Below are 24,639 nucleotides of genomic sequence, written 5' to 3'. Positions count from 1 at the left end.
CGCGCTCGCGCGCGTGGAACGACTGCGTGGCGAGCCAGTCCAGCCGCAGGCAGGTACCGGCGACGACCAGGCCGACCAGAACCGTGCGCGCCAGGGGCGTACTGTGCCAGCGTAAGGTCATGGGAAAGTGAACAACAGCGTACCTCGGGATTGCGCGCGCGTAAGTACGCCGGAACCGGCAATTCTATCCGAAACTATTCATTCCTAAAAGCAATCGTCAACCGCGACGTTGTTCGCCGCTCGACGAACTCAAGGTCCACGCCACTAACGTGCGGCGGACGATGGGCATCTGCGTTCAAAATAGCATCACTGACATTGAACGCGGAGACTTCATGCGCATCGCCACCTACAACATCAACGGCATCGGCAGCCGCCTCCCCGCCCTGCTGGAATGGCTGGAAGAAACCCAGCCGGACGTCGCCTGCCTGCAAGAACTCAAGGCGCCGCAAGAACGCTTCCCCGAAGCGGCCCTCAACGAAGCCGGCTACCAGGCGCTGTGGATCGGCCAGAAAAGCTGGAACGGCGTGGCGATCCTGGCGCGCGGCACGACCCCAGTGGAAGTGCGGCGCGGCTTGCCGGGCGACGCCGCCGACGAGCAAAGCCGCTATCTGGAAGCGGCCATCGACGGCGTGCTGGTCGCCTGCCTGTATCTTCCCAACGGCAACCCCTGCCCCGGCCCCAAGTTCGATTACAAGCTGGCCTGGTTCGAACGCCTGATCACCCACGCCGAAGGCTTGCTGGCCAGCGGCGCGCCGGTGGTGCTGGCCGGCGACTTCAACGCCATCCCGACCGAGCTGGACGTCTACAAGCCCGAGCGCTGGGTGACCGACGCCCTGTTCCGCCCCGAAACGCGGGAAGCCTTCCAGCGCCTGGTGGCGCAGGGCTGGACCGACGCGCTGCGCAGCATGCACCCGGACGAGCGCATTTTTACCTTCTGGGACTATTTCCGCGATGCCTACGGGCGCGATGCCGGCCTGCGCATCGACCATCTGCTGCTCAGCCCCATGCTGGCCGGCGCGCTCACGGCCGCCAATGTCGACCGCGATGTGCGCGGACGCGAAAAGCCGAGCGACCACGCGCCCACCTGGATCGAACTGGACATGACGAAGATCACACGCTGAGGCAGGCGGCGCCAGGTTTTGCTTACCCGGCGCCCTTCAAGGGCGCCAACTGCTTGAGCAAGCCTTCCAGCCCGCCGTACACATTCAGATGCTCGATTTTCTCGGTGATCTTTTCCAGGGTTTCCAGCTCTTTCAGGCGCAGCGCCACCGGATTGTCTTCCATGACCTTCGCCGTATTCATCAGCGAACGGGTGGCGGCGGTTTCTTCGCGGCGCCGGATCACATTGGCCTGCGCCGCCTTTTCCGCTTCCACGACTTTGCCCAGGATCGCCTTGATTTCACCCGGCAGTATCAGATCCTTGATGCCCAGCGAGATCATCGCGATGCCCAGCACGGCAGCCTTTTTCTGCATGTAGCCGAGAATCTGCTCGTCGGTGTCGTTTTTGTTCTCCAGCAAACCATCGAGCGTGCGGCTGCCGATCGCGGCGCGCAAGGCGAACTGGATTTCCTTGTAAATGAAATCGCGGTAGTCGTTCAGCTTGGACGTCACCAGCTGCGCATCGGTAATCTGGTAGCCCGCCGTGACATTCACGCGCAGTTGCACCTTGTCCTGCGTGAGCATTTCCTGCCCGGTGACTTCGATCACGATCAATCGCGTATCGATGGCGCTCATGGACAGGCGCTTGCCGCCGTGCCAGTACGCATAAAAACCGGGTTTCAGGGTCGCCTCGAACACGCCGTCCACATGGAACATGCCCACGTGTTCCGAGGGTACCTCGCAGGTCGTCAGATACGGCTGCAACAAGGCCGCGACCGCCGCATTGCCGCGCATGGCCGAGATAATATGGGCCGGCACCGGCAAGGGCGCGCCATCGAGTTCGATCGATTCGGCGCGCAGCTGGCGGCTGGCCAGCGCCTGCCTGGCCGGCCCGGATACATGCACCAGCTGGTTCTTGTCCCACCAGAGCGCCAGCTGCTTGCCGCCGGTATCGACCGAAAACAGGTGCTCGCCGATAGCCGCGTGGCCGCTGCCCAGGATCGACCCGACCACGTCTTTCGCTTCCAGCACCTGCGCTTGCAGCGACGTGACCAGCCTGGTTTTCGGCAACACGTCGAAATAGGCGTGCCGCCCCGGCGCCAGGAAATCGGCAAACATGTCGTCGACGAACAGCATGCCGAACGACGCCGCCGGAATCGCGACCTGTTTGATGCACGCCATCGACACCCCGATCGGCAGGCGCGCCAGCCAGTCGGCCGGCACCTTCAGGTCGCTGCCGGCGCGGGCGCGCAAGACCTCGATCGGCAAGCCGTTCTTCCAGAAGGCCTGCAAGGCATTCGGCGGCACCACATGCCGGGTTTGTCCGCTGATCACCAGCGCCACTTCATCGACGCCAGTGCGCACGATATCGAGGTGCGCGGCCAAGGTGGCGCCATGCATGTTGACCAGCCATTCCAGATTCGGCACGTTGGCGGGAAAATCCGACAGGCTCAATATCTGCAAGGTTTTCGAGGACGGCAGGAAGTAACTGCCCGCGCCGAGGATCTTGTCGAATCCTTTTGGCGTGGAGAGCAGGCCGACCTGCCGTTCTTCTATCAATTTTCGCTGGAACATGGAGTATCTCGATAAAACCCTCGCGGCAGCCTTCCACGCAACCGGGCGGATGACGGTATCGGGATGGCGCTGCCGAATCGGGCCGGGTACGCCGGGCCATGCAGACCAGCCCAAGGCGCGGGATGATCGGGATAACCGTTGATACGTCGGTTTGAAACGCAGGGCCGGCACCGAGTGACTGCCATGCAAAGCCGGGGCACGCTGTCGTTGCGCAATGCGGCGCCGATGCTTTGACGCCGCGTGGCGCAACCACCGGAAATTGGCCGCCTGAGGGATGCTGCTTGAGTGTTGCGAGAGTTTACCCCGCACGAGCCGGATGGTGAGTCCGGAAAAAACTACCGGTTGCATAATCAGGAATCGAACCTGAGAAAGGCCGGATAATGCGGTACGCGAACGGTAACGCCGTCGCGCCAGCCTGCGCTCACGAGCCAGGACCGCTGCATTTATCCGGCGACTTCCCCGCCATGGCAACGCCATCGAAGTATATCGCAAAAACAATAACAAATTGCCATAAAGATTTATCTGATAAGCACTCCCGATAACACGGCGGCGCGTTATCATCTCGCCCGTCAATATCGACAGCACACCACGACGATTCCCATGCCGACCATTTTCTCGCACCCCGCGGTTCCTCTCGCTATCGGCCTGGCGCTCGGATCGCGCATGATTCCGGGCCGCTTGCTGGCGGCCGGCGTGCTGGCATCGATCGTGCCGGATGTCGACGTCGCCGGTTTGCACCTGGGCGTTCCCTACGCGAACGAACTCGGGCACCGGGGCGCATCGCATTCGCTGGCCTTCGCGATTGTGCTGGGATTGCTGGCGGCGGCCCTTGCGCGACAGTTGCGCGCATCGCGCCTGGCCGCCTTTTTGTTCATCGCCGCCAGCGCCGTCTCGCACGGCCTGCTCGACATGTTCACCACCGGCGGGCTGGGCGTGGCGCTGGCCTGGCCGGTGTCGGACGCGCGCCTGTTCTTCCCGGTGCGCGTGATCCGGGTCAGCCCGCTGACCATCAAGACCTTCCTCAGTGCGCGCGGCATCGCGGTGATCGTCTCCGAACTGCTGTGGGTATGGCTGCCGGCCGCGCTGGCCGGACTGGCGCTGTATGTTGCCAGCGGCAAGCAGGGAAAACGGCGGGCTTAGATTGTGCCGGCCATGGCGCGTGCCCGGTCCAGCCAGGCGCTGCGCTTGTCAAGCGTGGAGTCGAGCATCGGGCCGCAGCTCAGGGTTGTTACCGGCGTAATGCCGCAAAACTCCAGCGTGGTCGTTTTCATTTGACGAATCGCCGGCGCGCGGTACACCAGCCGGTAATACCACGGCGGCGTATCCATCGTGACCAGCAGATGCGCGCTGCGCCCGCCAAGCAGCTTGGCGGGAAAGGCTTTGCCCTTCTGGTATTTGAAGGCAAAGCCGGGCAGCATGATCCGCTCCAGAAAACCCTTGAGCAGCGCGGGAACGCCGCCCCACCAGACCGGGAAGGCAAACACCAGGTGATTTGCCCACGTGATCGACTCCTGCGCTTGTTTCAGGTCGGGTTCCAGTTCCTGCACCACCTTGTACCCATGATGCAGGATCGGATCGAAGGCGATCCGGTCCAGGGCCAGCACCCGGACTTCGTGCCCGGCCTGCCCTGCCGCTTCCGCGTATGCCTGCGCCAGCGCACTGCCGAAAGTGCCGTCCGACGCATGCGCCGCAATCACCAGCACGCGTTTTGCTCCTGTCTTGCCGCCCATGTCATGCTCCTGAAAAAATGAATTTCAGGAAGTATGCAGCTTGTCCCATGGGGCAGAGTCAAGGGCCTGGTCGACGCAATCGGCCAGGGTCGACGGCAGCGGCGCGGCCAGGCAGGCACCGATTTCGGCGCCGACCTCGCCCAGCGCGCGTTCCAGCGCCTGCAAACGCGCCACCTCGGCGGCTACCTGCGCGCGGCGCTGCTCCACCACCACCAGGAGCCGCGCCCAGTCGGGCGCACCCTGCACCGCCACCAGCAGCGGCCCCATCTCGGCCAGCTTGAAACCGAGCGCCTGCACCTGGCGGATCAGCTGGACCTGGCGCAGGTTTTGTTCGGAATAGACCCGGTAAGTCCCCTTGCGCCCCACCTTGCCCAATAAGCCGAGGGATTCATAAAGCCGGATGGCCTTGGGCGAGGCCTTGGCCCGGCGCCCTAATTCGCTGATGTACATGCTGGTCTGTCGATGGTCGAATGAAAGAAACACGGCAGCAGTGTATCCCCGACGGCCGCCGAAGGCGAATATTGACAAGGAGGAAGCGAGCATGTTACCTTTGAGACAGCGATTGGAATCGATTCCAATCACTGTTCGGCACGCCACCCCAGCGCGCGCCCCACCCTCACCACGATGGGCATCTCGATATGAAAAGCGGTCCGGCATCGGTAGTTGCTACAGTCGCATTGGCGGCGGCCCTGCTCGCCCTGCAAGCACAGGCCAGCGCCCCCGCCCCGGGCGAGCCGGCGCCGGCGATCGCCGGCCTGCCATTTGCGCTCGAGCTGCGCGCCGATCAGGGCGCGGCACAGGTGCAGGCCGGGACGCTGGTACTGGTGGCAAAAAATGGCAGCGATCTCTACCTCAACACGGACGGCACCGAGATGGCCGACAAGACCCCGCGCGTCCTGTTCCAGCCCGCCGGCGACTTTATCTTTTCCGCCAAAGCCAGCGCCAGCTTCGGCCAGCCCTTCGACGGCGCCGCGCTGATTGTCTACGGCGACAAGGCGACCTGGGGAAAGCTGCTGTTCGAACTGGCCAAAACGGGCAAGCCGGGCATCTCGACAACCGTGGCAAAGGGCGTGGGCGATGACGCTCACCACGGCACCCGGGAAGGCAGCGAGGTCTACCTCAAGGTGGTGCGGCGCAAGGACATGTTCGTGTTCTATACCTCGCCCGACGGGACCAGCTGGAGCATGGTGCGCACCTTCAGCCTGCCGGGCGCGGCCACCGTCAAAGTCGGCTTCTCGGCGCAATCGCCCATGGGCGAGGAATTGCGCGCCCGCTTTTCCGATATCAAGTTCAGGAATGCGACTTTCAAGGACTTCTGGCAGGGCGAATGATCAAGCCCGGCCTTGGCGGGTAGTCACACTCATGCATCGCCCGCCGTCCAGACCAGGTTCCACAGGTGGCCATCGAGATCCTCGAAGCCCTGGTCGTACATATTGCCATGATCCTCGGGCGGGTGCGGGATGCGCGCGCCCGCCGCGGCGGCCCGGGCGATCAGGCTGTCGACTTCCCGCGCGCTCTCGCAGCTCAGGCAAATGATCACCTCGTTGGCCTCCAGCGCCCGTACCACGCCCTTGTTGGTAAAGGAGGCGAAACAGTCTTCGCTCATCAGCATGGCGTGGATGCTGCCGTCCACGATGTTCATGAACGCCGCGCTGTCGCTGCTCATCTGCGGATTGAAGCCAAAGCCCAGTGCCGCAAAGAATGCCTTCGATTTGCCCAGGTCCCCGACCGGCAGGTTGAAGATGACTTGTTTGTTCATGATGTCTCCGTATTGAAAAGTGAATCGACAGTAGCGTGCTTCTACCCTACGACGAACGAGCAGGCACGCGCTCGACGTGCGCGAAGAAAAAAACGCTTCTTTCGGCCAATATTGTTGCAAAAACAGCCAAACAGCATTCTCAGCAATTTTTGAGACTATGCAACAGGTATAATCGCGCCCTTCGATGCTCTTTATTCAACATTTGTTTTTATAGTTGACCGAAGAGATATATATAATGACAAAAAAGGATGACTGCGATGCGGATGCGACTACTTGGATTGATTTCGGCAACGGCCCTGACGGCATGCGGCGGCGGCAGCGATGCGCCACCGGCACCGGCACCGGCACCGGCACTTCCCACGGTACCCGTCGCACCGCCAGCGGTGACGCCCGTCACGCCGCCTGCGCCAAGCGAGCCGCCCCCGGTTCCCGTCACCCCGACGCCAACGCCGACCCCGCCGCCGCCCGTGACGCAGGTTCCCGTGCCGGAACTGCCCACCACCCCGCCGGTCGCCGTGACGCCTGTTCCGACGCCGACGGTGCCGACGCCACCGGTCCTGGTCCCGACGCCACCGACCCCGACGCCCCCCCCGGTCACGCCACCGGCAAGCGGCGGCCCGTACACCCTGCCGGCCCGCACCGTGGGCGACTTTGTCACCTACACCGACGTCACGATGGGCTGGAAGGTATCCGTCACCCAGGCCATCACGAAGGTGAACGCCGACGGCGGCTGGGAAAACGCCGATTCGGTCAGCCAGGAAAAAGGCGCGCAAACCATCGAAAAGTTCGACGCCAAGGGCGGCATGCTGTCCAGCAATTCGTACGCCGGCTGCACCGCCACCTACGCACCGGCCGCCATGCAGGCGCCCGCCAGCGCCTCGGTCGGCGACAGCTTCGACTTCGCCAGCACCATGAGCATCCCGTGCTCGAAGGAAGAAACCGCGCGCGCGCTCACCAGCAAGGGCACGGTGGTCGGCATCGAAAGCAAAACCGTTCCGGCGGGTACTTTTTCCACGCTCAAGATGGTCTCCAACGAAACCAATCTCGACCTGCGCACCGCCAACGTCTACGTTAACTACTGGGTCGAACGAACCTGCTGGCGCGACATCATCACTGGGCTGATGGTGGCGTGCAACACCCGGACCACGTCGAAAGGTTCGGGCGACGTCAGCTTCTCCAGCGCGACCGAGCTGGTCAGCTACGGACAGGCCTCGACCAACCGCGAATTCCTCGATCCGATCCGCTACGCCGGCCCGTGGAGCGGTAACTTCGGCGCCTGGTACGGCATCTGCGACCTGAACATCGGCTTTAGCGGCGTGATCACCGGATCGTGCAAGGCGGCTGCGCGCACGACGGCCGTCACCGGCAGCGTCGACAAGGCCGGCGTGGTCAAACTGAACATGAGCGTCGCCGGCGGCACCACCGAAACCCAGTCCGGCCAGGCCGCCCTGTTCGACATGAGCGGCCAGCTGGCCGGCGCCGCCGCACCGGGGGCCTGGACGCTCAAGCACAAGTAAGCACAAGCGGCAGCGCCGCGCCGTGCGCGGGCGGCGCTGCCATTCCCGACCAGCCATCACCGCCTTTCCATCATGCCCACCTCCCCCGCCGCCGTCCCGCAAACCTCGAAACCCATTGGGATGGCGCGCGCCGCCATCGGGCTGGCGCAGGGATTGTTCCTGTACCTGCTGTTCACGCAGAACGACCTGTTCGCCCCGCTGATTCGCTCCTCGGCGCTGCTGGCCGGCGCGCTGGTGCCGGTGCTCGCCATTTCCAGCCTCGGCCACCTGCGGGCCAGGCTGCTCGGTCTCTGGTGCGCATTGGCGGCGTGCATGCTGGCCGGCATCGGCTGGCATGCCTCCTGGCGCGAAACGCCTGTCGTCGACGCCGCGCAACGAGTGTCGGGCTGGCCCGGCACGCTGCCGCTGGTGTTCTTCTTCTGCGTGGTCATCCTGTTCATCGGCCACTCGCTGGTGCTGGCCGCGGCGCAGGACCGGCGCCGCCTGGCCAGCTACGCCACCCATTTCGACATCGCCTGGAAGCTCTTCATCCAGCTGGTGTTTTCGGCCTTCTTCACGGGCGCGCTGCAACTGGCCATGTGGCTCGGCGCCACCCTGTTCGAACTGGTCAAGATCAGCTTCTTGTCGGAACTGATGAAGTCCCCGCTATTCGTCTCCCCGCTGCTGTGCTGCGCCTTTGCCTGCGCCCTGCACCTGACCGATGTGCGGCCCGCCATCGTGCACGGCATCCGCAACCTGCTGCTGGTGCTGATGTCATGGCTGCTGCCGGTGGCCACCTTGCTGATCGGCGGTTTTGTGCTGTGCCTGCCCTTCACCGGCCTCGATGCGCTGTGGGCCACGCGCCACGCCACCCTGGCGCTGCTGGCGGCCGACGCGCTGCTGGTGGTGCTGATCAACGCCGCCTGGCAGAACGGCGCCGTCGGCGACTCGGTTGCGCGCCTGGTGCGCCTGGCCGCGCGCATCGCCTGCGTCCTGCTGCTGCCGCTGACCGCCATCGCCACCTATGCGCTGGCCCTGCGCGTGGGCGACCATGGCTGGACGTCGGACCGCATCTTCGCCGCCGCCGCGCTGCTGGTGGCCGGCTTTTACGCGTTCGGCTACCTGTGGGCGGCGCTCGGCACAGGCGTCTGGCTGCGCCGCATGGCGCCGGTCAACCTGGCTACGGCCTATGCCGCCATCGCCGTGCTGACCGCGCTGATCTCGCCGCTGGCCGACCCGGACCGCATCGCCGTCAACAGCCAGATCGCGCGCCTCGCCAGCGGCGCCGTCAGCGCCGAGAAGTTCGACTACTACTTCCTCAAGTCCGCATCGAAGCGCTATGGCGCCGCCGCCCTGCTCCGCCTCAAGGAAGGCAAGACCGGCCCGCAGGCGGCGCTGGTCGCGGAGCGCGCCAAAATCACCCTGGAAACGCCGGACACCGGCGATCGCTTCGTCGAACAGCACACCGTCAAGCCGGTCGAACAATTGAACGTGTGGCCGGCATCGGCACGCTTGCCGGACAGCTTTCCGCTATCGAACTGGAAGCGCACCTCAGACGTCCCTGATTGCCTGACGCACGCGAAAGCGCTGTGCGATGTGTTCGTGATCGATTTCGACGCCGACGGCAAGGATGAACTGTTGTTCATCGGTGTCCAATCCTATACCTCGCCCGCCGTGTTTGCCGAATCGGCCGCAGGCAAATGGACCGTCATCGCCAGGATGCACACCATGACGCGCTGCCCGCAGTTTGCCGAACGTCTCAAAAAAGGCGATTACAAACTGGTGGTGCCGCGCACCCGGCAGATCGAGATCGCCGGCGCCACGCTGCAGTTCGATGCGACCGGCCCAGGCAATTTCACCTCCTGCGCCCAGCTGACCGAAGGGTACAAGGCTGCCGAGGACTGATCAGCGCCGGCGCCGGCTCCACGCGTAGCCCAGCAGCGCCAGCAGGCCGAAAGCGTTCAGCGCCACGCTGGCCGTGGCGAGCGTGGTCAGCTTGCCGGTGGCGGCGTCGCCGGCCTGGGCGTTGGCCTGCATCCTGAGCATTTCGGTACGTACCCATTCGAGCGAGGTCGGCTCGAACGGGGTCGCCTCGCCGGCCGTGAGCGCAAGCCCGTCGAAGGTCAGCGCGACCAGATGGTCTTTCGTCAGTTGCAGCGGCAGCTTGAGCACCAGTTCATCCTTGACGCAGCCGTGCAGGTGCAGCGCGGCGTCCAGCTTGCCGGCCGGCGCCACGAAGCGAAAGCCCACCGGAATGCCGGCGCTGCCGGCGTCGGCCAGGTTGGCGCTCTCGAACAGCAGCATGTCGCCGTTGATCATCAAGCCCACCGAGCAGGCCTCGCCCGGCTTGAAACCCGGCGCGCCAGCCGGGGCGGTAGCCGGCGCCTTGACCACCAGGTCGATCCAGCCATGGTCGTGCGCCAGCAGATAGTCGCGCCGCGAGTCCGGCATCTCCTTGGCGTTACAAGCGGTATTCGATAACAGCACGGCCAGCATGCTCCATGTGGCGATGCTGCGCAGGGAATGATTCATACAGCCTTTTCAGTCAACAAAATCAGGGGACCGGCGGCGTGGCGCCGGCCAGGTCGATGCGGCGCTGCAGGCGTGCCGCTTGCGCCGTATCGCCGGCTGCCTGGGCGCGTTTGAGCGATACCCCGAGCCAGGTCAGGAGCGGCCTGCGCCAGCCCTGCTCGGAGGCGGTATCGGTGGCGACGACGATGTCGGCCGGCGCAATGCGCGCCTGGCGCATCAGGGCGCCGGCGGCGACCAGGCGCGCCAGCGGATCGGCAATCGGCGCCAGCACGCTCTTGCCGTCGCTGGCGCGCGCCGTCGCCAGCACAGCGCGGTGCTGCTCGGGCAGCAGCGCCGCATCGAGGCCGTCCCAGCGTCCGGCCAGATAGGCGGCATAGGCGCGTTCGGCCGGCGTGGCGTCCTGCGCCAGCGCTTCGAAGGCGGGACAGCTGTCGTACTCCAGGCTCGCCACGCGCGTGGCGCAGCGCACCAGCTCCGCATGCGCCACCAGGTCGGGACGGCCGGTGCTGGCCATCTCGGCGCGCGCGCGCGCGAATTCGGTGGCGGCGATGGCGCTCTCGCCGCGCAGCCAGGCGTCGCTGAAGCTGGCCAGCGCACTGCCGGCGTTGCCCTTCCAGGCCGGCGGCGGCGGATTGCCGGCGCAGCCAGCGAGGACGGCGGCGGTCAGTGCCGCGAGGTAGATGGTCTTCATGGCAGTTTCAGCTCCGTCTCGCGTGCAAAGGGCCACTTGCGGTTGATTTCATCGATCAGGCGCGTCACCTTGCGCAGGCTGGCGTCGACCTCGGCGCGCAGCGCGCCCAGGTCCTTGGTCGCCACCTTGGCATTGGCGCCCACGGCCTGCGCTTCGACCAGTACCGCATCGACTTTTTTCAGGCTGTTGCTGGCGTCCTTGAGCACCGCCTGCAACTGCACAATGGCCAGCTGCGCCTCGTCCATCACGCCCTGCTTGCCGAACACGCGCTGGTCGGCCTTGATCAGGAGAGTGTCGACATGTTCGAGCGTTTGCAGCAGCTTTTTGGCCTCGCCCTCGCTGCCCAATGCCGTGCCGAGCAAGCCGTACTTGCCCGACAGGCGCCCGGTCGCGGCCTGGATGTTGGCCAGGCTGGTGTTGATGGCCGAATCGCTGCGCGTCATGTTCTCCAGGTTTTCCAGCAAGGCGCGCGCGCTGGCGACCAGGCGCGGAATCTCGGCCGCGGTGTCGCCGCGCAGCACCGTGCGCACCGCATCGGGCGGCAGCACCGGATCGGTCAGGATGCCGGAAAACGCCTTGATGCGCGTGTCGCCCACCAGTCCCCGCTCCACGGTAAACACGCTCGAGGTCTTGAGCCATTTGGCGTCCTTGCGCGGCACGTCGACCAGGATGCGCACCTTGCCGTCGGGCGCCAGCTCCACGCGCTGCACCCGGCCCACCGGAAAGCCCGAAAAGGTCACGTCCATGCCGGGAATGACGCCGTCCGAATCCTCCGACAGCAGCACCAGGCGCTGGGTGCTCTCGAACACCCCGCGCGCGTACATCACGTACAGCAGGAAGGCGGCGATCAGGGCGCTCATCAGCACCAGCAGCAGCACCGCCTTGACTTCGACGTTGGCGACCGCTTCGGCCGGCGCGTCGTCCGGATTGGTATTTGCCTGGCTCATATTGGTTTCCACTTGTTTGTTCCAGCTATATGTATTTGACGGCCAGCGAGCCGGCTTCGATCAGCAGCAGCACGAACAGCAGGCGCACCGCGCCCGGCTGCACGGTGGACGAGGAGGTGCGTCCGTAGCGGTGGGATTCAAGAATCGCGGCGCTCGGAATCACCGCCACCGACAGCCCGAAGAACACGGTTTTGAGCACGAAGCCGATGGTCACCGCCGGGTTGAAAATGCGCCCCACCGTGCGCGTGTAGTCGCCCAGCCCCCACGGCGAGAGGCCATACACGCTGGTGTAGGCCAGCACCAGCACGATCACGCTGCTGACCATGGCCAGGGAGAGGACCGCGAAGGCGTTGGCGATCACCTGCGGCACCAGGTCCTGGCGCAGCCGGTTCTGGGCCTGGCGCGAACGGTCGGGCGTCGATGCGGCGGCCAGCGCCAGCGCGTCGCCGGCGTTGAAGGCCAGGCCCGCGCGCAGCGCCACGAACATGGCGGCGGTCAGGGGAATCAGTTCGAGCACCAGCACCCGCACCACCATCTCGAGCGCGTAGCGCGACAGGCCGTAGCTTTGCGAGGTCACCACCACCACCCGGATCAGCACCAGGCTGACCAGCGCCGCGAGCAAGGTAAACCACGGCAGCACCTGCCAGGTGCTGGTGTAGATGTAGCGCGAGGTGGCCAGCCGGTTGCTGCGGTTGTAGGTCGACGGCGAAAACGCCATCACCAGCGCGACCGCCCCCAGGTACACCATGTACCACCAGCTGAAGAAAAAGCGCCAGGCGTGCCGGCCCCATTCGCGCGGCTTGGAGTACAGGAACGACTTGGGCAGCATCGCCACTTACTGCCGCCGCGCTTGTTGTACGCCGCCCACCTCCATGATCGCCCCCAGGGCTTTTTGCAGCTGCGCGGTCGAGCCGATTTCGGCGGTAAACGTCATGCGCGCCTGCCCCTTGGCGCTCTGGGTATTGACGCCGATGACGTTGATCTTCTCGCGCGAGAACACTTCGGAGATATCGCGCAGCAGGCCCTGACGGTCGCCCGCGAGAATGAACAGGTCGACCGGATAGACCGTGTCGTGCCCGGCGCGGCCCCAGTCGGTGTGGATCACCCGCTCGGGCGCCTTGGCGCGCATTTCGGCGAAGTTCTTGCAGGTGGCGCGGTGGATCGAGACGCCCTTGCCGCGCGTGACGAAACCGACGATGCCGTCCGGCGGCGCCGGTTTGCAGCACTTGGCCAGCGCCGTCAGCAAGCCTTCGGTGCCGACCACCAGCACGCCCGACTTGGCGCCCTGCTCCACGCTCGAGGCGCGGCTCTTGTTGAGTACTACCGCGTCTTCCGGCACCACCACTTCGCCGGTGTCGTGCAGCGCCTGCTCCACGTGACGCAGGCTGAATTCTTCCTTGCCGACCGAGATGAACAGATCGTCGACCTTGGCGAAGCCCAGCTTGTGCGCCAGCTGCTCCAGGTTGACGGCGGTCTTGCCTTCGCGCTGGAGCGACTTTTCGACCATGGCGCGGCCGTGCGCCAGGGTTTCCTCCAGGTCGATCGCGTGGAACCAGGCGCGCACCTTGGCGCGCGTGCGCGTGCCGACCGTGTAGTCGGCATTGAGCCAGTCGCGCGACGGGCCGGCGGTGCCGGGCGCGCCCTTGGCGGTGATGATCTCGCAGGTCTGGCCGTTTTTCAGCGCGGTATTGAGCGGCACCATGATGCCGTCCACGCGCGCGCCGCGGCAGCGGTGCCCGACTTCGCTGTGCAGGTGATACGCAAAGTCGATCGGCGTGGCGCCGACCGGCAGTTCCAGCACGCGCGCCTGCGGCGTGAGGACAAAAATGCGGTCGTCCAGGGTGGTCGACTTGAGCTTTTCGACCCACTCGCGCTGGATCTCTTCCTGCCCGACGACGGCATCTGCCACGTCGGTCTTCCAGGCCAGCAGCTGGCGCAGCCAGGCGATCTTTTCGTCGTAGGCATGGCCCTTGAAGTTCGATCCGCCCTCTTCCTTGTAGCGCCAGTGCGCGGCGATGCCGTATTCGGCGAAGTTGTGCATTTCCTGGGTGCGGATCTGGACTTCGAGCGGACGGCCATCGTCGGCGGTGACCACCGTGTGCAGCGACTGGTAGCCGTTCGACTTGGGACGCGAGATGTAGTCGTCGAACTCTTTCGGGATCGGGGTCCAGATGTTATGGACCACGCCCAGCACCGTGTAGCAGGTCTTGTCGTCGGCCACGATCACGCGGAAGGCGCGCACGTCATAGAGCTCGGTGAAATCGAGCTCCTTGCCGCGCATCTTGCTCCAGATGCTGTAGATATGCTTGGGCCGCCCGAACACTTCGGCCGTGATGCCGGCCGCCGCCAGTTCGTTCTGCAGGCGCACGATGGCCGACTGCACAAAGCCTTCGCGCATCATGCGTTTTTCTTCGAGCATCTTGGCGATGCGCTTGTAGGTATCGGGCTCGATGAAGCGGAACGACAGGTCTTCCAGCTCCCACTTGAGCTGCCAGATGCCCAATCGGTTGGCCAGCGGCGCGTACAGGTCGAGCGTCTCGCGCCCGTAGGCGCAGGTGAGCTCGTCGAAACGCTTGATGTCGGCAAAATAGCGCAGGGTCGTCACGCACGACGCCAGGCGCACCAGCACCACGCGCATGTCGGTGGCCATCGCCAGCAGCATCTTGCGCAGGGTTTCGACCTGGGCCACGGCCTGCTGGGCCGCGTTCTTGCCACGGCCGACAGTCTGGTGGCCGACCGTCATGTCGCGCAGGCGGATCAGCTGGCGCACGCCGGTCACGAGGTCGGTCGCCTCGCGTCCGACGCGCGCTTCCAGCCCTTCCACGGCCTTCGGATCGAGCACCGTCAGCTCGAACATCAATCCGGCGATGCGGGTTTCGGCATCGCTTCTTAAATACGCCAGGGTGCTGGCCACGCCGACCGCGAAATCGAAGGCGTTCTGGCCCGAGGCGCAGGCCAGGTCCTTGTAGGCGTCGCCGGCATACGCCAGCGCGCTTTCGACGCGGGCGCAATCTTCCGCGCTGAGCCCCTGTACCAGTTCGGCCGTTGTGCTCCCGAGTGCTGCAATCGAGACCATGCGGCTTAGCGCAGGGCTGCGGTAACGACGATCTCCACCAGGCATGCGGGGTCGGCCAGCTTGGCTTCGACGGTGGCGCGCGGCGGCGTGTGGCCCGAGGCGACCCATTCGTCCCACACCGTGTTCATGCCGGCGAAATCGGCCATGTCGGCGATGAAGATCTGGGCCATCAGGATGCAGCTCTTGTCGCTGCCCGCTTCGGCCAGCAGGCGGTCGACGTGGCCCAGCACTTCGCGCATCTGGCCGACGATGTCGGCGCCGGTGTCTTCGGCGATCTGGCCGGCCAGGTAGACCGTGCCATTGTGAATCGCCACTTCGGACAGGCGTTTTCCTACGTGCAGTCGTGTAATTTCCATAATGTCTTTCAAGTACCAATCAAAAATTGTCGTGCAACGGCGATCTGGTCGTCGTGGATGAAGGTCGGGGCATGGCCCACGTTCGGAATCTCGGCCAGCCGCGCGCGCGGACCGCGCGCGGCCATGCTGGCGGCGGTGGCGCGCGAGAGCAGGTCGGAGTGCTCGCCGCGCACCAGCAGGGTCGGGCAGCGGATCGCATCGTAGGCGGCCCACAGCATGGCTTCGTCGGCCCGCGTGCTCTCCGGCGTGGCCGAGCGGAACGGCAGCGCCAGGCCCATGTCGTAATGGCGCACCCACTGGCCGTCGGCTTCCTGGCGCAGCACGTCGCGCGCCAGCTTGTCCCACTCGTCTTCGGTGTGCTCGCCGAACGACTGCGAGACCTCGCGCACGAACTGCGCGGCCGCCGCGTAGGTCGGAAAGCGCAGCTCCTGGCCGATGTAGTCGCCGATGCGCAGCAGCGCCGCCGGGTCGAGGGTCGGGCCGATGTCGTTGAGAAGCAGTTTGCGCACCGGAGTGCCGGGCAGCGAGGCCAGGGCCAGGCCGATCAGGCCACCCATCGAGGTGCCGAACCAGTCGACGCCGTCGGAACCCGTGCCCTCGCCGTCGGTAAGGCGCGCGATCAGGGTCACCATGTCGCTCACGTATTGCGGCACCCGGTACAGCTGCGGGTTGGCCAAGCGCCCGGAACGGCCGCGCCCGACCACGTCCGGCGCCACCACGCGGTAGTGGCCGGCCAGCGCGCGCGCCAGGTTGTCGAAGTCGTCGCCCACGCGCGTGACGCCATGCACGCACACCAGCACGCGCGGATTGGCCGCGTCGCCCCACTCCTTGTAGGACATCTGGTGCAAGCCGGCCGGCGAGATGCACTGAACGGATTTGATTCTTGCTTCGATCATGCCGGCTCCTGGTTGGGCGTTATCAAGGCCGCCACTGTTAATCGGATGCTTCCATCTTCCCTGATATGCTTGTTTGTCTACTGCGTTTAGAATTCTACCTCATCCCCCCCAAACTCTTTCTGTAGAGGACACAATGAAATCAGGTATGTTGAGCGGTAAAACCGCACTGGTCACCGGTTCCACCTCCGGCATCGGCCTCGGAATCGCGCGTTCGCTGGCCCGGGAAGGCGCCAACATCGTGTTCAACGGCTTCGGCGACGCCCAGCAGATCGACAAACTGCACACCGACCTGGGACGCGAATTCGGCGTACGGACGGCGTACCACAACGCCGACATGTCGAAGCCAAGCGAGATCGAGGCCATGATGCGCTTCGCGTCCGATCAATTCGGCGGCGTCGATGTGCTGGTCAATAACGCCGGCATCCAGCATGTGGCCAATATCGAGGACTTCCCGCCCGAGAAGTGGGATGCGATCATCGCCATCAACCTCACCTCGGCCTTCCACACCACGCGCCTGGCGCTGCCCGGCATGAAGCAAAAGAACTGGGGCCGCATCATCAACCTGGCGTCGGTGCATGGCCTGGTCGGCTCGGCGCAGAAATCGGCCTACGTGGCGGCCAAGCACGGGCTGGTGGGCTTCACCAAGGTCACCGCGCTGGAAACGGCTGGCAGCGGCGTGACCTGCAACGCCATCTGCCCGGGCTGGGTGCTCACGCCGCTGGTGCAGAAACAGGTGGACGACCGCGCCGCCCGCGACGGCATCGGCAACGAGCAAGCCAAGAAGGCCCTGCTGGGCGAAAAGCAGCCCTCGGGCGAATTCGTCACGCCCGAGGAACTCGGCGCGCTGGCCGTGTTCCTGTGCAGCGCGGCCGGCAACCAGGTGCGCGGCGTGGCCTGGAACATGGATGGCGGCTGGGCCGCGCAGTAAAGCCTACTTGAAGCCGTCCGACGCGCGCGCCTCGCCGAGTTTTTTCCTCAGTGCCGCATAAGTGCGTTGGTCGGCCTTGTTGGCGAAGACCAGCTTGTCGTTTTTTACGCTGAGCTTGCCTGGTCGCTCGGCGGCAAACGCGAGGATCGCGCGGTGGGCCGCGATCAGGGCGGCCTGGCCTTTCTCAAAACTGTCCAGCTCCGCCGCTTCGCGCACCAGCGCTTGCGCGGCATCGGCCAGTGCCTTGCTCTCGAACGGCATATCGATCTGGTTCAGGGTATCGTCGGTCTGGCGCAGGTTGTCGCGCCGCGCGTGCAGATAGCGGCCGGCGCCGACCTCCACGACGTCGAGCTTGCGCTGGCAGGCGGCGACCTGCCCGGCCGATGCCAGGTTGTCCGGCGTGAGCATTTTGCTCCACTCCATTTCCCGCACCGTTTGCAGGAAAGTCCACTCCGCATGGACCGCACGGGCGGTGCCGGCGGCTTGAGCGGTCGCCAGCTGGTCGACCGGCACCACCCCCGCCATGCTCTTCCAGTATTTGGACAGCAACGGCTCGGTGTAGGCGGCGCGCTTGTACAGGGAGTCGACCTCGATCTGCATCATCGAGAGCGCTTTCTCGGTGATCTTGGCCAGGGCCTCGGCGCCCCACTCATCGGCCGTCTTCTGGATGTCGGCGCGCGCCGCGCCGACAGCACTGGAGAGCAGAAGCGCCGGCGGCAAGGCATTGAACGCGGCCACGTCGTCGGCCGGCGTGCGCAAGGCGCGTTGTCCTGGCGCGGTCGCGTAGGCCTCGCTGATGCTGCGCGCGTCTTCCTGGCTCAGATGGCGCGCCAGCGTGCGCACGATCAGCTCCTGCATGCGCTGGGGAGTAGAGCTGCTGAACAGGTGCCGGAACAGCTCTTGCTGGACCGGCCGCAGCGCGCTGTTTTCCTTGACCGCAGCCTGGAGGATGGTTTCGCCATTGACGACCGACAGCATGTAGCGCACCGCTTCCAGGTGCGCCGCAGCGAGTGGCGCGCTGGCGCTGGCGCTGGTGTTGGCGCGGGTGGCGGGAGTGGCGGCGCCGGCGATCCGCATCGGCATCAGCGGCAACAGCACGGCGAGCAGCAGCGCCGTGCGGGTAGCAGGTTTGGTCATCGTTATTGCGGTTTGCTTGAAGGGACGGTCAGGGTGGTACTCGCTTTTTCGCGTTTGGCCGGGCCGCAGGCATCGGACTCGTAGCGCAGCGCGACGGCGTAGGTTTCGTCGGAATAGCGGCTCACCAGCAGGCTTTGCGAGGAGTCGTAGCTGGCGCCCTTGGCGCGGTCGGTGAAGCACACTTCCAGGTCTTCGATGCCGTCGTTGTTGATGTCGGCGCGGCGCACCACGCGCAGCTGGTACAGCCAGCGTTCGCCGTCGAAGGTCACGCCATCGTCGCCGCTATTGGTCGGCAGCATGCCGAAATCGGCGAAGGTGCGCAACTCCGGCGTGCGGCGCGCGGCCAGCGAACTGCGCACCGAGGCCAGGTCGAAATTGTCGGCCAAAAAGCGGCCCAGGTCGAGCTGGGGGAAGAACGAGGCCACCTGCTTCGGTGCCTGCTTCGCCTTGGGTGCGGCGTGCACGATGGCCGGCGCAATGGCGGCGGCGAGCAGTAAATGACGGAGTATTCTCATGGCGGATTCCCGGTTGGCCGACGCAGGGTCGAAAGCACAACTATACCGCGTGCGGCGTGGCCGCATGCGCAATTAACAGTCACCAGCCCACCATGCGTTGGTGCTCAGCAGCAGAAACCGCTTAACAGGATCGTTTTCATTGTCGAAGGAACTTGCCCGCCTTGGTTTCGAGAATACGGACCAGTTCAGGCTGCATGTAAGTGTAGTTGTCCGGAATATCGAGGCAAATCACCTTCTTGCCGTTCAAATGGGTCCGGAAGCGCTCGCCCAGGCGCCGCCGGTGCGCCTTTTCCATCACGAACACAATGGTGGCCCAGGCGATCTGCTCGGGCGAGAGCGGCACCGAAGCGTCGCCGCCGAGGCCGGCCGAATCGGTCTCGACCCCGGGCCAGCTAGCGAAGACCTGCTCCGCGGTCGGACTGCGCAGCCGGTTCTGGCTGCAGATAAACAATGCTCGCTGCATGCGTTCCCTTCAATTCCAATCCAACATTATCCCACGCCCCACATTCAACCAGACGCTGCGGTCCGACTCGCCTGCCAGGGCCGCTCCCCTCCCATCAAAGGAAGCCCCTGCCGACGCCATTCACGCTGTTGTTTTGCGCTCCCGCCAATCGCGGTGAATGTTGCCGAAAATCAATCATTCTATATTTACACACAGAAACTTTGCACTCTGCGGATATCCACAATAGATGACGTGCCGGATTTCGATAAAGATACAGATACTCAAATATCGAACGGAGACACCGTCATGAAACAACCCTTCTACAAGATCCTGTATGTGCAGGTGCTGATCGCCATCGTATGCGGCGTGCTGCTCGGCGTGTTCTACCCGAAACTCGGGGTCGACATGAAGCCGCTCGGCGACGGCTTCATCAAACTGATCAAGATGATCATCGCCCCCGTGATTTTCTGTACCGTCGTCGCCGGTATCGCCGGCATGCAGGACATGAAGAAAATCGGCCGCGTCGGCGGCAAGGCGCTGCTGTACTTCGAAGTCGTCTCCACCTTCGCGCTGGCCATCGGCCTGATCGTCGCCAACGTGGTGCGTCCGGGCGACGGCTTCAACGCCGATCCGGCCACGCTCGACACCAAGGCCATCGCCGAATACACCGCCAAGGCCAAGAACCAGAGCACGCTCGACTTCGTGATGAACATCATCCCGAACACCGTCGTCGACGCCTTCGCCAAGGGCGACATCCTGCAAGTGCTGCTGTTTGCGATCCTGTTCGGCTTCGCGCTGTCGATGCTGGGCGAGCGCGGACGTCCGATCACGAAACTGATCGACGACATGTCGCATGTGATTTTCGGCGTGGTCGGCATCGTGATGAAGGTCGCTCCCATCGGCGCCTTCGGCGCGATGGCCTTCACCATCGGTAAATTCGGCCTGGCCTCGCTACTGCCGCTGGCCAAGCTGATGGGTTCCTTCTACCTCACCTGCGCCTTGTTCGTGTTCATCGTGCTCGGCCTGATCGCCCGCATGACCGGCTTTTCGATCTTCCGCTTCATCGCCTACATCAAGGAAGAACTGCTGATCGTGCTCGGCACCAGCTCCTCGGAAAGCGCCCTGCCGGCCCTGATGCGCAAGCTCGAAAAACTCGGCTGCTCCAAATCGGTCGTCGGCCTGGTGGTGCCGACCGGTTACTCGTTCAACCTCGATGGCACCAACATCTACATGACCATGGCGGCCCTGTTCGTGGCGCAGGCCACCAACACCGACCTGACCTTCAGCCAGCAGCTCACCATCCTTGGCGTGGCGATGCTGACCTCCAAGGGCGCGTCCGGCATCACCGGCGCCGGCTTCATCACCCTGGCCGCCACCCTGGCCGTGGTGCCGACCATCCCGGTGGCCGGCATGGCGCTGATCCTCGGCATCGACCGCTTCATGAGCGAATGCCGCGCACTGACCAATTTTGTCGGCAACGGCGTAGCGACTGTGGTGGTCTCGCACTGGGAAAAAGAACTCGATCACGAGCGCATGAAGCGCGAACTGGCCAATCCCACCCATATTGACGACGACAGCGACATGGTCCCTCTTCGCAAAGCCGCCTGACCCTCGCCCTCTCCCGCAGGGAACAACCCACCCTGCGGGAACCCGGCTACTTCAAACGATAGATCACGTCGACCGGCTGGGCGAATTTCAGCGACATCACCGTCAGCAGGTCGGCGCGCTCCGTGCCGATCTTCTGCGACGACGAACGCGAACCAGCCTCGCTCGGCGCCAGCCCCATGGCCCGCGTCAGGTTCTTCAAGTCCCCCGTACTGACGGCGCTCGCCGCTCCCAGCTTTCTTCCCAGTCCCGCCGCAATTCCCTCCGCCTTGCGGCGCGCGATCCTGAGCGCATCGTTGGCCAGCTCCATCTCGATCTTTTCACGCTGGGTCGTATCGAACACGATCATGAAACCATCCAGGTTCGGCATGGTCAGCAGCGGCGTGGCGGCGGCGCGCCACTGGGTCAGGTTGCGCACATTGATGCGCACCCCGGCGCGGATGTCGTACTGCACCGGCGCCGGCGCCGCGGCCGGATCCTGCTTGCGAAAGTCCTTGCGCACATCGCGAATCTCCACATCTTCCAGCGGCACGCCCGCCTGCGCCATGGCCGCGCGAATCTCGGTGGCGCGCGCCTCGACCACGCCCACCGCCAGCGCCGGATCGGCGTCGAAGGCGCTGATCTCGAAATCGATCTGCCCCAGGTCCGGCATGGCGATCGCCGTGCCCACGCCGCTGACATGAATGAAAGGATAATCGGGCAAGCCGGCCGCTTGCGCGGCCATCGGCAACAAGGTCAGGGCGCCGGCGGCGGCAATCGTTTTGAGCATGGGTTCTCCGAGGATTGATCTGAAAAGAGAACGTCAGAATACGCAATGTAGACATTGCTGTCTATAAAAATTGCGCCAGTGGGAATAGGAGAAGAAAGTTATAGACAACTGTGTCTAGACAGATTAATCTATAAGTCAGGCACCCGCCCAAACCATGGCGCACGACGCCACCGAAGGAGATCGCATGACCCCATTTATCAATTCGATGGCCGTACTGGCAGTTGCGGCCTGCACCGCCTTCAGCGCGCATGCCGCGCCGGCTGGCGGCAGCAAACCGAAGGCCGACCTGGCATCCTGCGCCAAGCCGGTCTACCCGGCCCAAGCGCGCGCCGCAAAGCACGCGGGCACGGTCAAACTGGCCTTCCTGGTCGGCGCCGACGGCAAGCTGGCCGACAGCAAGGTGGAGAGCTCAAGCGGCCATCCGGCGCTCGACGACGCGGCGCACCAGGCGCTCAAGCTGTGCAAGTTCAGCGCCGCCAGCGCCAAGGGCAAGCCGGTGGAAAGCTGGGCGCACGTCGCGTATGTCTGGAAACTGTAAACGCCGGCAGCGTTAGTACTACAGTTGTAAGTTTCCACCTCGGCGCCTGTAGTGGCAGGCTCTGGCCACGGCCTGGCGCCGCCGTCGCCAGAGAGAGCACCGAATGACGGCGATCAGAGCGGGGACATACCTCCATGCGCAATATGCCGGCGCCAGCCGTGCCAGCTGCGCACTTCATACTGGTCGAGCCCGACTTCACCCTTGGCCGCCTCGAAGCATTCCTCCACTGTCCAGCGCATGCCCGCTACCCGCACCATCTCCTGCAGTTGCGTTCCCGGCGCGGCGTAGCACACATGGTGGGCCAGCTTCCCATCAGAACGACTGCGGCGCACCACCAGCCAGCGCTCGCCCGCCATCTGCCAGGACGGCAACGGGATTCTCATCCAGTCGTACAGGCGCGGCCCTTTGGCGCCATCGCCCGCGGACAGCCTCGTCCAGTCCTGCTGCGCCAACGTTGTGGCCAACTGTTCCGCCGTCGCCGGTACGCCCATCTCCGGCCATACGTACCGATTTCCGCGCACAGCCAGAACGAAGTGCAGATCCTGCTGTTCGAGCCATACGCGCAGGCTGCGGTTGTCACCATCTAGTTCGTCCCCGCTGACCCATGCAAACGGCACCGGTGCCGCCACGGCGCGTTCGATCATTCTTTGCGCCAGTTGCGTCCGGCAAATCGATACCGTCCCATCCTATTAAATAAAAACAGTTGGTTTAATAAGTAACGGTGCGCATAATACATTGAGGATGCAACACCGACACCGAAGAAATGTCGGGTCCACTCGAGCCGCCCCACCGGAGACAACACCATGCATCGATCCCCTGACTGCGAACAGCCGCGCTCGCCATCGAGCCGGCTTGCATCCCACCTGAAACCACCGGCCCCGGGCGCCAGCCCGCCGAGCTAAACACGGCGGCCCGCCGCCCCCCCCCCCTTTCCGCTAGTCCGACCTGCTGCGCCTTGCGCGCGGCGGGTAGCGCTCGCCCTCGCTATCCGCAGCATCGAAAACGCCTACCCGAGCTGGCAGGCGCCCTGCCGCCCCGACCTTGGCCAGCAGACCGCAACATCGCAGCACGAACCACAGCACTACCCGCAGCAAACCCGTCGGCGCCGCTTGCCGTACGGGCGCCACCCCAAACCAGGCCCATCAAAGTGCCTGACATAAAAATGGAGACGAAGAAAAATGGAGACGAAACAAATGAACAAGAACATCATCCCCGCACCGCGCCACCTGCTGCTGGCCGCCGCCATCGGCGCATTGAGCCCAAGCGCCATGGCGCTCGATTACAAAGGGTATTTCCGGGCGCTGGCCGGGTCCAATTCCGACCATGGCGGCGCCGCCTGCTTCAAGCTGGACGGCGCCATGAGCAAATACCGCCTGGGCAATGAGTGCGAAACCTATGGCGAATTCGAATTCAACCAGGACGTGCTGACGACCGAGGACGGCACTGTCTTCAAGGGCAACATCATGCTGTCGCTGCACAACCCGAACAGCACCGGCGGCGGCACCGATGTCGGCTTGCCCCAGGTCTACGTGGAGGGCGAGAAACTGCCCGAGCTGAATGGCGCGAGCGCCTGGATGGGACGCCGCTATTACAACCGCGAGTCGCTCGGCCCCAACGACTTCTTCTATTGGAGCGGCCAGGGCTTCGGCGGCGGCATCCGCGATGTGCCGCTGGGCCAGCACGCGAAATTCAGCTATGCATGGTTGCGAAAGGACAATCTGATCCCGACCACCACCGGCCAGTTTCCGCCGGCCGGTGCCTTGGCCGAAAACGGCAGCAACTCGGCCAGCCGTCACGACTTCCAGCTACGCGGTGTGCCGGTCAACCGCAACGGCACCCTGGAACTGGGACTGAGCCTGATCGTCAAGGATGCCCAGGGCTCGAACAAGGTCGATAAGGAGCAACTGCACAATGGTTACGGGATCACCTTGCAGCATCGCCAGCTTGGCCTCCCCGGCGATGGCTGGAACAAGTTCGCGCTCCAGTATGGCGTCGGCCCTGGCACCGGGGGCGCCGATTCGGCCATCGGCGCGATCGGCCGCCTGACCGACAGCAGGCGCGTCAGCCGGGTACGCCTGGTCGAAGGCGCGTACGCGCAGTTCACGCCGCGCCTGGGCGCCGAACTGGTGGCGATCTACCAAAAGGACAAGGGCTTCACGGCCGCCCGGACCTTGGTCGGCTCGACCGAAAACAAGACCTGGACCAGCCTGGGGGCCCATGTGGTGTACGGCCTCACCCGTCATATCAAGCTCAACGCGGACGTGGGGATCGACAGCGTCAAGCCGGACACCGGTCCGACCCGGCGCCTGACCAAGCTGACCATCGCCCCCACCATTTCCGCCGGCCCCGGCCTGAATGCCCGTCCCGACCTGCGCCTGTTCTACACCTATGCCAGGTGGAACGACGCGGCGCGCGCGGCGGCCTCGGTTGCCAGCCCGGGCAGCGCGCTGTCGTCCAGCGGCGCTTTCGGCAACAGCAACAACGGCTCGACGGTCGGGGTCCAGGCCGAGGTCTGGTTTTAAGCGGCAAACAGGGGCCGCCAGCCCCTG

The 24,639-nt window shown here is 64.7% G+C and carries 24 protein-coding genes and 1 pseudogene; 9 read left to right on the top strand and 16 right to left on the bottom strand.

The features are described from left to right. The first annotated feature begins 332 nt into the window (after window positions 1-332). Window positions 333-1,121: an exodeoxyribonuclease III gene (xth, locus tag F2P45_RS21430; RefSeq protein ID WP_166879737.1), complete on the top strand. Its 789-nt coding sequence runs from the start codon at window positions 333-335 to the stop codon at window positions 1,119-1,121. A gap of 22 nt (window positions 1,122-1,143) precedes the next feature. Here the strand turns inward: xth and F2P45_RS21425 are convergent, their stop codons facing one another. After that, window positions 1,144-2,673, bottom strand: coding sequence for a slipin family protein (locus F2P45_RS21425; protein WP_166879734.1), 1,530 nt, complete (start codon window positions 2,671-2,673; stop codon window positions 1,144-1,146). A 600-nt stretch (window positions 2,674-3,273) separates the two neighbouring features. Between F2P45_RS21425 and F2P45_RS21420 the strand changes: the two genes are divergently transcribed. Further along, the gene (locus F2P45_RS21420; RefSeq protein WP_166879732.1) at window positions 3,274-3,813 is read left to right on the top strand and encodes a metal-dependent hydrolase; all 540 of its coding nucleotides are present in this window, start codon (window positions 3,274-3,276) and stop codon (window positions 3,811-3,813) included. On the opposite strand, the gene F2P45_RS21415 is transcribed toward F2P45_RS21420, so the two are convergent. Together F2P45_RS21415 and F2P45_RS21410 are read right to left on the bottom strand one after the other, a co-directional pair. Beyond that, window positions 3,810-4,403, bottom strand: coding sequence for an NAD(P)H-dependent oxidoreductase (locus F2P45_RS21415; RefSeq protein ID WP_166879729.1), 594 nt, complete (start codon window positions 4,401-4,403; stop codon window positions 3,810-3,812). The genes F2P45_RS21420 and F2P45_RS21415 overlap by 4 nt on opposite strands. Before the next feature lie 24 nt (window positions 4,404-4,427). Further along, window positions 4,428-4,853, bottom strand: coding sequence for a MerR family DNA-binding protein (locus tag F2P45_RS21410; RefSeq protein ID WP_166879726.1), 426 nt, complete (start codon window positions 4,851-4,853; stop codon window positions 4,428-4,430). Window positions 4,854-5,041: 188 nt separating this feature from the next. On the opposite strand from F2P45_RS21410, the gene F2P45_RS21405 reads away from it, so the two are divergent. After that, on the top strand, window positions 5,042-5,734 hold the full coding sequence (locus F2P45_RS21405; RefSeq protein WP_166879723.1) for a DUF1349 domain-containing protein: 693 nt from the start codon (window positions 5,042-5,044) through the stop codon (window positions 5,732-5,734). Between the two features lie 29 nt (window positions 5,735-5,763). Here F2P45_RS21405 and F2P45_RS21400 read toward each other — a convergent pair whose 3' ends face one another. Then, window positions 5,764-6,162: a VOC family protein gene (locus F2P45_RS21400; RefSeq protein ID WP_187367202.1), complete on the bottom strand. Its 399-nt coding sequence runs from the start codon at window positions 6,160-6,162 to the stop codon at window positions 5,764-5,766. 257 nt (window positions 6,163-6,419) lie between these two features. Between F2P45_RS21400 and F2P45_RS21395 the strand changes: the two genes are divergently transcribed. Both F2P45_RS21395 and F2P45_RS21390 read left to right on the top strand, forming a co-directional pair. Continuing rightward, window positions 6,420-7,679 (top strand): hypothetical protein, encoded by a 1,260-nt coding sequence (locus F2P45_RS21395; protein ID WP_166879721.1) that lies wholly within the window; start codon window positions 6,420-6,422, stop codon window positions 7,677-7,679. 72 nt (window positions 7,680-7,751) lie between these two features. Further along, window positions 7,752-9,563: a DUF4153 domain-containing protein gene (locus tag F2P45_RS21390; protein WP_166879719.1), complete on the top strand. Its 1,812-nt coding sequence runs from the start codon at window positions 7,752-7,754 to the stop codon at window positions 9,561-9,563. Here the strand turns inward: F2P45_RS21390 and F2P45_RS21385 are convergent, their stop codons facing one another. The 7 genes from F2P45_RS21385 to F2P45_RS21355 are packed head-to-tail and all read right to left on the bottom strand — an operon-like array spanning window position 9,564 to window position 16,156. Beyond that, the gene (locus F2P45_RS21385) at window positions 9,564-10,190 is read right to left on the bottom strand and encodes a hypothetical protein (RefSeq protein ID WP_166879716.1); all 627 of its coding nucleotides are present in this window, start codon (window positions 10,188-10,190) and stop codon (window positions 9,564-9,566) included. 22 nt (window positions 10,191-10,212) lie between these two features. Beyond that, window positions 10,213-10,881 (bottom strand): hypothetical protein, encoded by a 669-nt coding sequence (locus F2P45_RS21380; protein WP_166879714.1) that lies wholly within the window; start codon window positions 10,879-10,881, stop codon window positions 10,213-10,215. Then, a complete protein-coding gene (locus F2P45_RS21375) occupies window positions 10,878-11,828 on the bottom strand; it encodes an MlaD family protein (protein ID WP_166879711.1) in 951 nt (316 codons plus the stop codon). Before F2P45_RS21375 ends, F2P45_RS21380 begins: the two co-directional genes overlap by 4 nt. Before the next feature lie 25 nt (window positions 11,829-11,853). Then, window positions 11,854-12,657 carry an MlaE family ABC transporter permease gene (locus F2P45_RS21370; protein ID WP_229505213.1) on the bottom strand — a complete coding sequence of 268 codons (804 nt, stop codon included), beginning with the start codon at window positions 12,655-12,657 and terminating at the stop codon, window positions 11,854-11,856. Window positions 12,658-12,663: 6 nt separating this feature from the next. Continuing rightward, window positions 12,664-14,904 (bottom strand): RelA/SpoT family protein, encoded by a 2,241-nt coding sequence (locus F2P45_RS21365; RefSeq protein WP_166879708.1) that lies wholly within the window; start codon window positions 14,902-14,904, stop codon window positions 12,664-12,666. A gap of 5 nt (window positions 14,905-14,909) precedes the next feature. Beyond that, entirely contained in the window at window positions 14,910-15,260 is a 351-nt protein-coding gene (locus F2P45_RS21360) for a RidA family protein (protein WP_166879705.1), read from the bottom strand. An 8-nt stretch (window positions 15,261-15,268) separates the two neighbouring features. Beyond that, window positions 15,269-16,156: an alpha/beta fold hydrolase gene (locus F2P45_RS21355; protein WP_166879702.1), complete on the bottom strand. Its 888-nt coding sequence runs from the start codon at window positions 16,154-16,156 to the stop codon at window positions 15,269-15,271. Window positions 16,157-16,301: 145 nt separating this feature from the next. Between F2P45_RS21355 and F2P45_RS21350 the strand changes: the two genes are divergently transcribed. Continuing rightward, window positions 16,302-17,084 carry a 3-hydroxybutyrate dehydrogenase gene (locus F2P45_RS21350; RefSeq protein WP_166879699.1) on the top strand — a complete coding sequence of 261 codons (783 nt, stop codon included), beginning with the start codon at window positions 16,302-16,304 and terminating at the stop codon, window positions 17,082-17,084. A gap of 3 nt (window positions 17,085-17,087) precedes the next feature. Here the strand turns inward: F2P45_RS21350 and F2P45_RS21345 are convergent, their stop codons facing one another. From F2P45_RS21345 to F2P45_RS21335, 3 genes are all read right to left on the bottom strand, one after another. Then, window positions 17,088-18,221 (bottom strand): hypothetical protein, encoded by a 1,134-nt coding sequence (locus tag F2P45_RS21345; protein ID WP_166879696.1) that lies wholly within the window; start codon window positions 18,219-18,221, stop codon window positions 17,088-17,090. A 2-nt stretch (window positions 18,222-18,223) separates the two neighbouring features. Beyond that, window positions 18,224-18,736 carry a hypothetical protein gene (locus F2P45_RS21340; protein ID WP_166879694.1) on the bottom strand — a complete coding sequence of 171 codons (513 nt, stop codon included), beginning with the start codon at window positions 18,734-18,736 and terminating at the stop codon, window positions 18,224-18,226. Between the two features lie 136 nt (window positions 18,737-18,872). Then, window positions 18,873-19,199 carry a low molecular weight protein tyrosine phosphatase family protein gene (locus tag F2P45_RS21335; RefSeq protein WP_166879691.1) on the bottom strand — a complete coding sequence of 109 codons (327 nt, stop codon included), beginning with the start codon at window positions 19,197-19,199 and terminating at the stop codon, window positions 18,873-18,875. 285 nt (window positions 19,200-19,484) lie between these two features. On the opposite strand from F2P45_RS21335, the gene F2P45_RS21330 reads away from it, so the two are divergent. Beyond that, on the top strand, window positions 19,485-20,786 hold the full coding sequence (locus F2P45_RS21330; protein WP_166879688.1) for a dicarboxylate/amino acid:cation symporter: 1,302 nt from the start codon (window positions 19,485-19,487) through the stop codon (window positions 20,784-20,786). Window positions 20,787-20,832: 46 nt separating this feature from the next. Here F2P45_RS21330 and F2P45_RS21325 read toward each other — a convergent pair whose 3' ends face one another. After that, window positions 20,833-21,552: an SIMPL domain-containing protein gene (locus F2P45_RS21325; protein WP_166879685.1), complete on the bottom strand. Its 720-nt coding sequence runs from the start codon at window positions 21,550-21,552 to the stop codon at window positions 20,833-20,835. A 184-nt stretch (window positions 21,553-21,736) separates the two neighbouring features. Between F2P45_RS21325 and F2P45_RS21320 the strand changes: the two genes are divergently transcribed. Continuing rightward, window positions 21,737-22,090 (top strand): energy transducer TonB, encoded by a 354-nt coding sequence (locus F2P45_RS21320; RefSeq protein WP_166879682.1) that lies wholly within the window; start codon window positions 21,737-21,739, stop codon window positions 22,088-22,090. A gap of 140 nt (window positions 22,091-22,230) precedes the next feature. Here the strand turns inward: F2P45_RS21320 and F2P45_RS21315 are convergent. Then, window positions 22,231-22,755 (bottom strand): annotated as a pseudogene (locus F2P45_RS21315) (IS701 family transposase); the annotation flags it as partial. Window positions 22,756-23,283: 528 nt separating this feature from the next. Between F2P45_RS21315 and F2P45_RS21310 the strand changes: the two are divergent. Continuing rightward, on the top strand, window positions 23,284-24,612 hold the full coding sequence (locus tag F2P45_RS21310; RefSeq protein WP_166879679.1) for a maltoporin: 1,329 nt from the start codon (window positions 23,284-23,286) through the stop codon (window positions 24,610-24,612). The last annotated feature ends 27 nt before the right edge of the window (window positions 24,613-24,639 follow it).

Source organism: Massilia mucilaginosa (assembly GCF_011682145.1).
GTDB classification, from domain to species: Bacteria; Pseudomonadota; Gammaproteobacteria; order Burkholderiales; family Burkholderiaceae_D; genus Telluria_A; species Telluria_A mucilaginosa.
Note: the sequence above shows the minus strand (reverse complement) of the source record. Positions and strands in the feature narration are given on the sequence as shown.

Coding starts and splice junctions, on each gene's coding strand:
- xth (WP_166879737.1), top strand. CDS start 333: ATGCGCATCGCCACCTACAACATCAACGGCATCGGCAGCCGCCTCCCC.
- F2P45_RS21425 (WP_166879734.1), bottom strand. CDS start 2,673: ATGTTCCAGCGAAAATTGATAGAAGAACGGCAGGTCGGCCTGCTCTCC.
- F2P45_RS21420 (WP_166879732.1), top strand. CDS start 3,274: ATGCCGACCATTTTCTCGCACCCCGCGGTTCCTCTCGCTATCGGCCTG.
- F2P45_RS21415 (WP_166879729.1), bottom strand. CDS start 4,403: ATGGGCGGCAAGACAGGAGCAAAACGCGTGCTGGTGATTGCGGCGCAT.
- F2P45_RS21410 (WP_166879726.1), bottom strand. CDS start 4,853: ATGTACATCAGCGAATTAGGGCGCCGGGCCAAGGCCTCGCCCAAGGCC.
- F2P45_RS21405 (WP_166879723.1), top strand. CDS start 5,042: ATGAAAAGCGGTCCGGCATCGGTAGTTGCTACAGTCGCATTGGCGGCG.
- F2P45_RS21400 (WP_187367202.1), bottom strand. CDS start 6,162: ATGAACAAACAAGTCATCTTCAACCTGCCGGTCGGGGACCTGGGCAAA.
- F2P45_RS21395 (WP_166879721.1), top strand. CDS start 6,420: ATGCGGATGCGACTACTTGGATTGATTTCGGCAACGGCCCTGACGGCA.
- F2P45_RS21390 (WP_166879719.1), top strand. CDS start 7,752: ATGCCCACCTCCCCCGCCGCCGTCCCGCAAACCTCGAAACCCATTGGG.
- F2P45_RS21385 (WP_166879716.1), bottom strand. CDS start 10,190: ATGAATCATTCCCTGCGCAGCATCGCCACATGGAGCATGCTGGCCGTG.
- F2P45_RS21380 (WP_166879714.1), bottom strand. CDS start 10,881: ATGAAGACCATCTACCTCGCGGCACTGACCGCCGCCGTCCTCGCTGGC.
- F2P45_RS21375 (WP_166879711.1), bottom strand. CDS start 11,828: ATGAGCCAGGCAAATACCAATCCGGACGACGCGCCGGCCGAAGCGGTC.
- F2P45_RS21370 (WP_229505213.1), bottom strand. CDS start 12,657: ATGCTGCCCAAGTCGTTCCTGTACTCCAAGCCGCGCGAATGGGGCCGG.
- F2P45_RS21365 (WP_166879708.1), bottom strand. CDS start 14,904: ATGGTCTCGATTGCAGCACTCGGGAGCACAACGGCCGAACTGGTACAG.
- F2P45_RS21360 (WP_166879705.1), bottom strand. CDS start 15,260: ATGGAAATTACACGACTGCACGTAGGAAAACGCCTGTCCGAAGTGGCG.
- F2P45_RS21355 (WP_166879702.1), bottom strand. CDS start 16,156: ATGATCGAAGCAAGAATCAAATCCGTTCAGTGCATCTCGCCGGCCGGC.
- F2P45_RS21350 (WP_166879699.1), top strand. CDS start 16,302: ATGTTGAGCGGTAAAACCGCACTGGTCACCGGTTCCACCTCCGGCATC.
- F2P45_RS21345 (WP_166879696.1), bottom strand. CDS start 18,221: ATGACCAAACCTGCTACCCGCACGGCGCTGCTGCTCGCCGTGCTGTTG.
- F2P45_RS21340 (WP_166879694.1), bottom strand. CDS start 18,736: ATGAGAATACTCCGTCATTTACTGCTCGCCGCCGCCATTGCGCCGGCC.
- F2P45_RS21335 (WP_166879691.1), bottom strand. CDS start 19,199: ATGCAGCGAGCATTGTTTATCTGCAGCCAGAACCGGCTGCGCAGTCCG.
- F2P45_RS21330 (WP_166879688.1), top strand. CDS start 19,485: ATGAAACAACCCTTCTACAAGATCCTGTATGTGCAGGTGCTGATCGCC.
- F2P45_RS21325 (WP_166879685.1), bottom strand. CDS start 21,552: ATGCTCAAAACGATTGCCGCCGCCGGCGCCCTGACCTTGTTGCCGATG.
- F2P45_RS21320 (WP_166879682.1), top strand. CDS start 21,737: ATGACCCCATTTATCAATTCGATGGCCGTACTGGCAGTTGCGGCCTGC.
- F2P45_RS21310 (WP_166879679.1), top strand. CDS start 23,284: ATGAACAAGAACATCATCCCCGCACCGCGCCACCTGCTGCTGGCCGCC.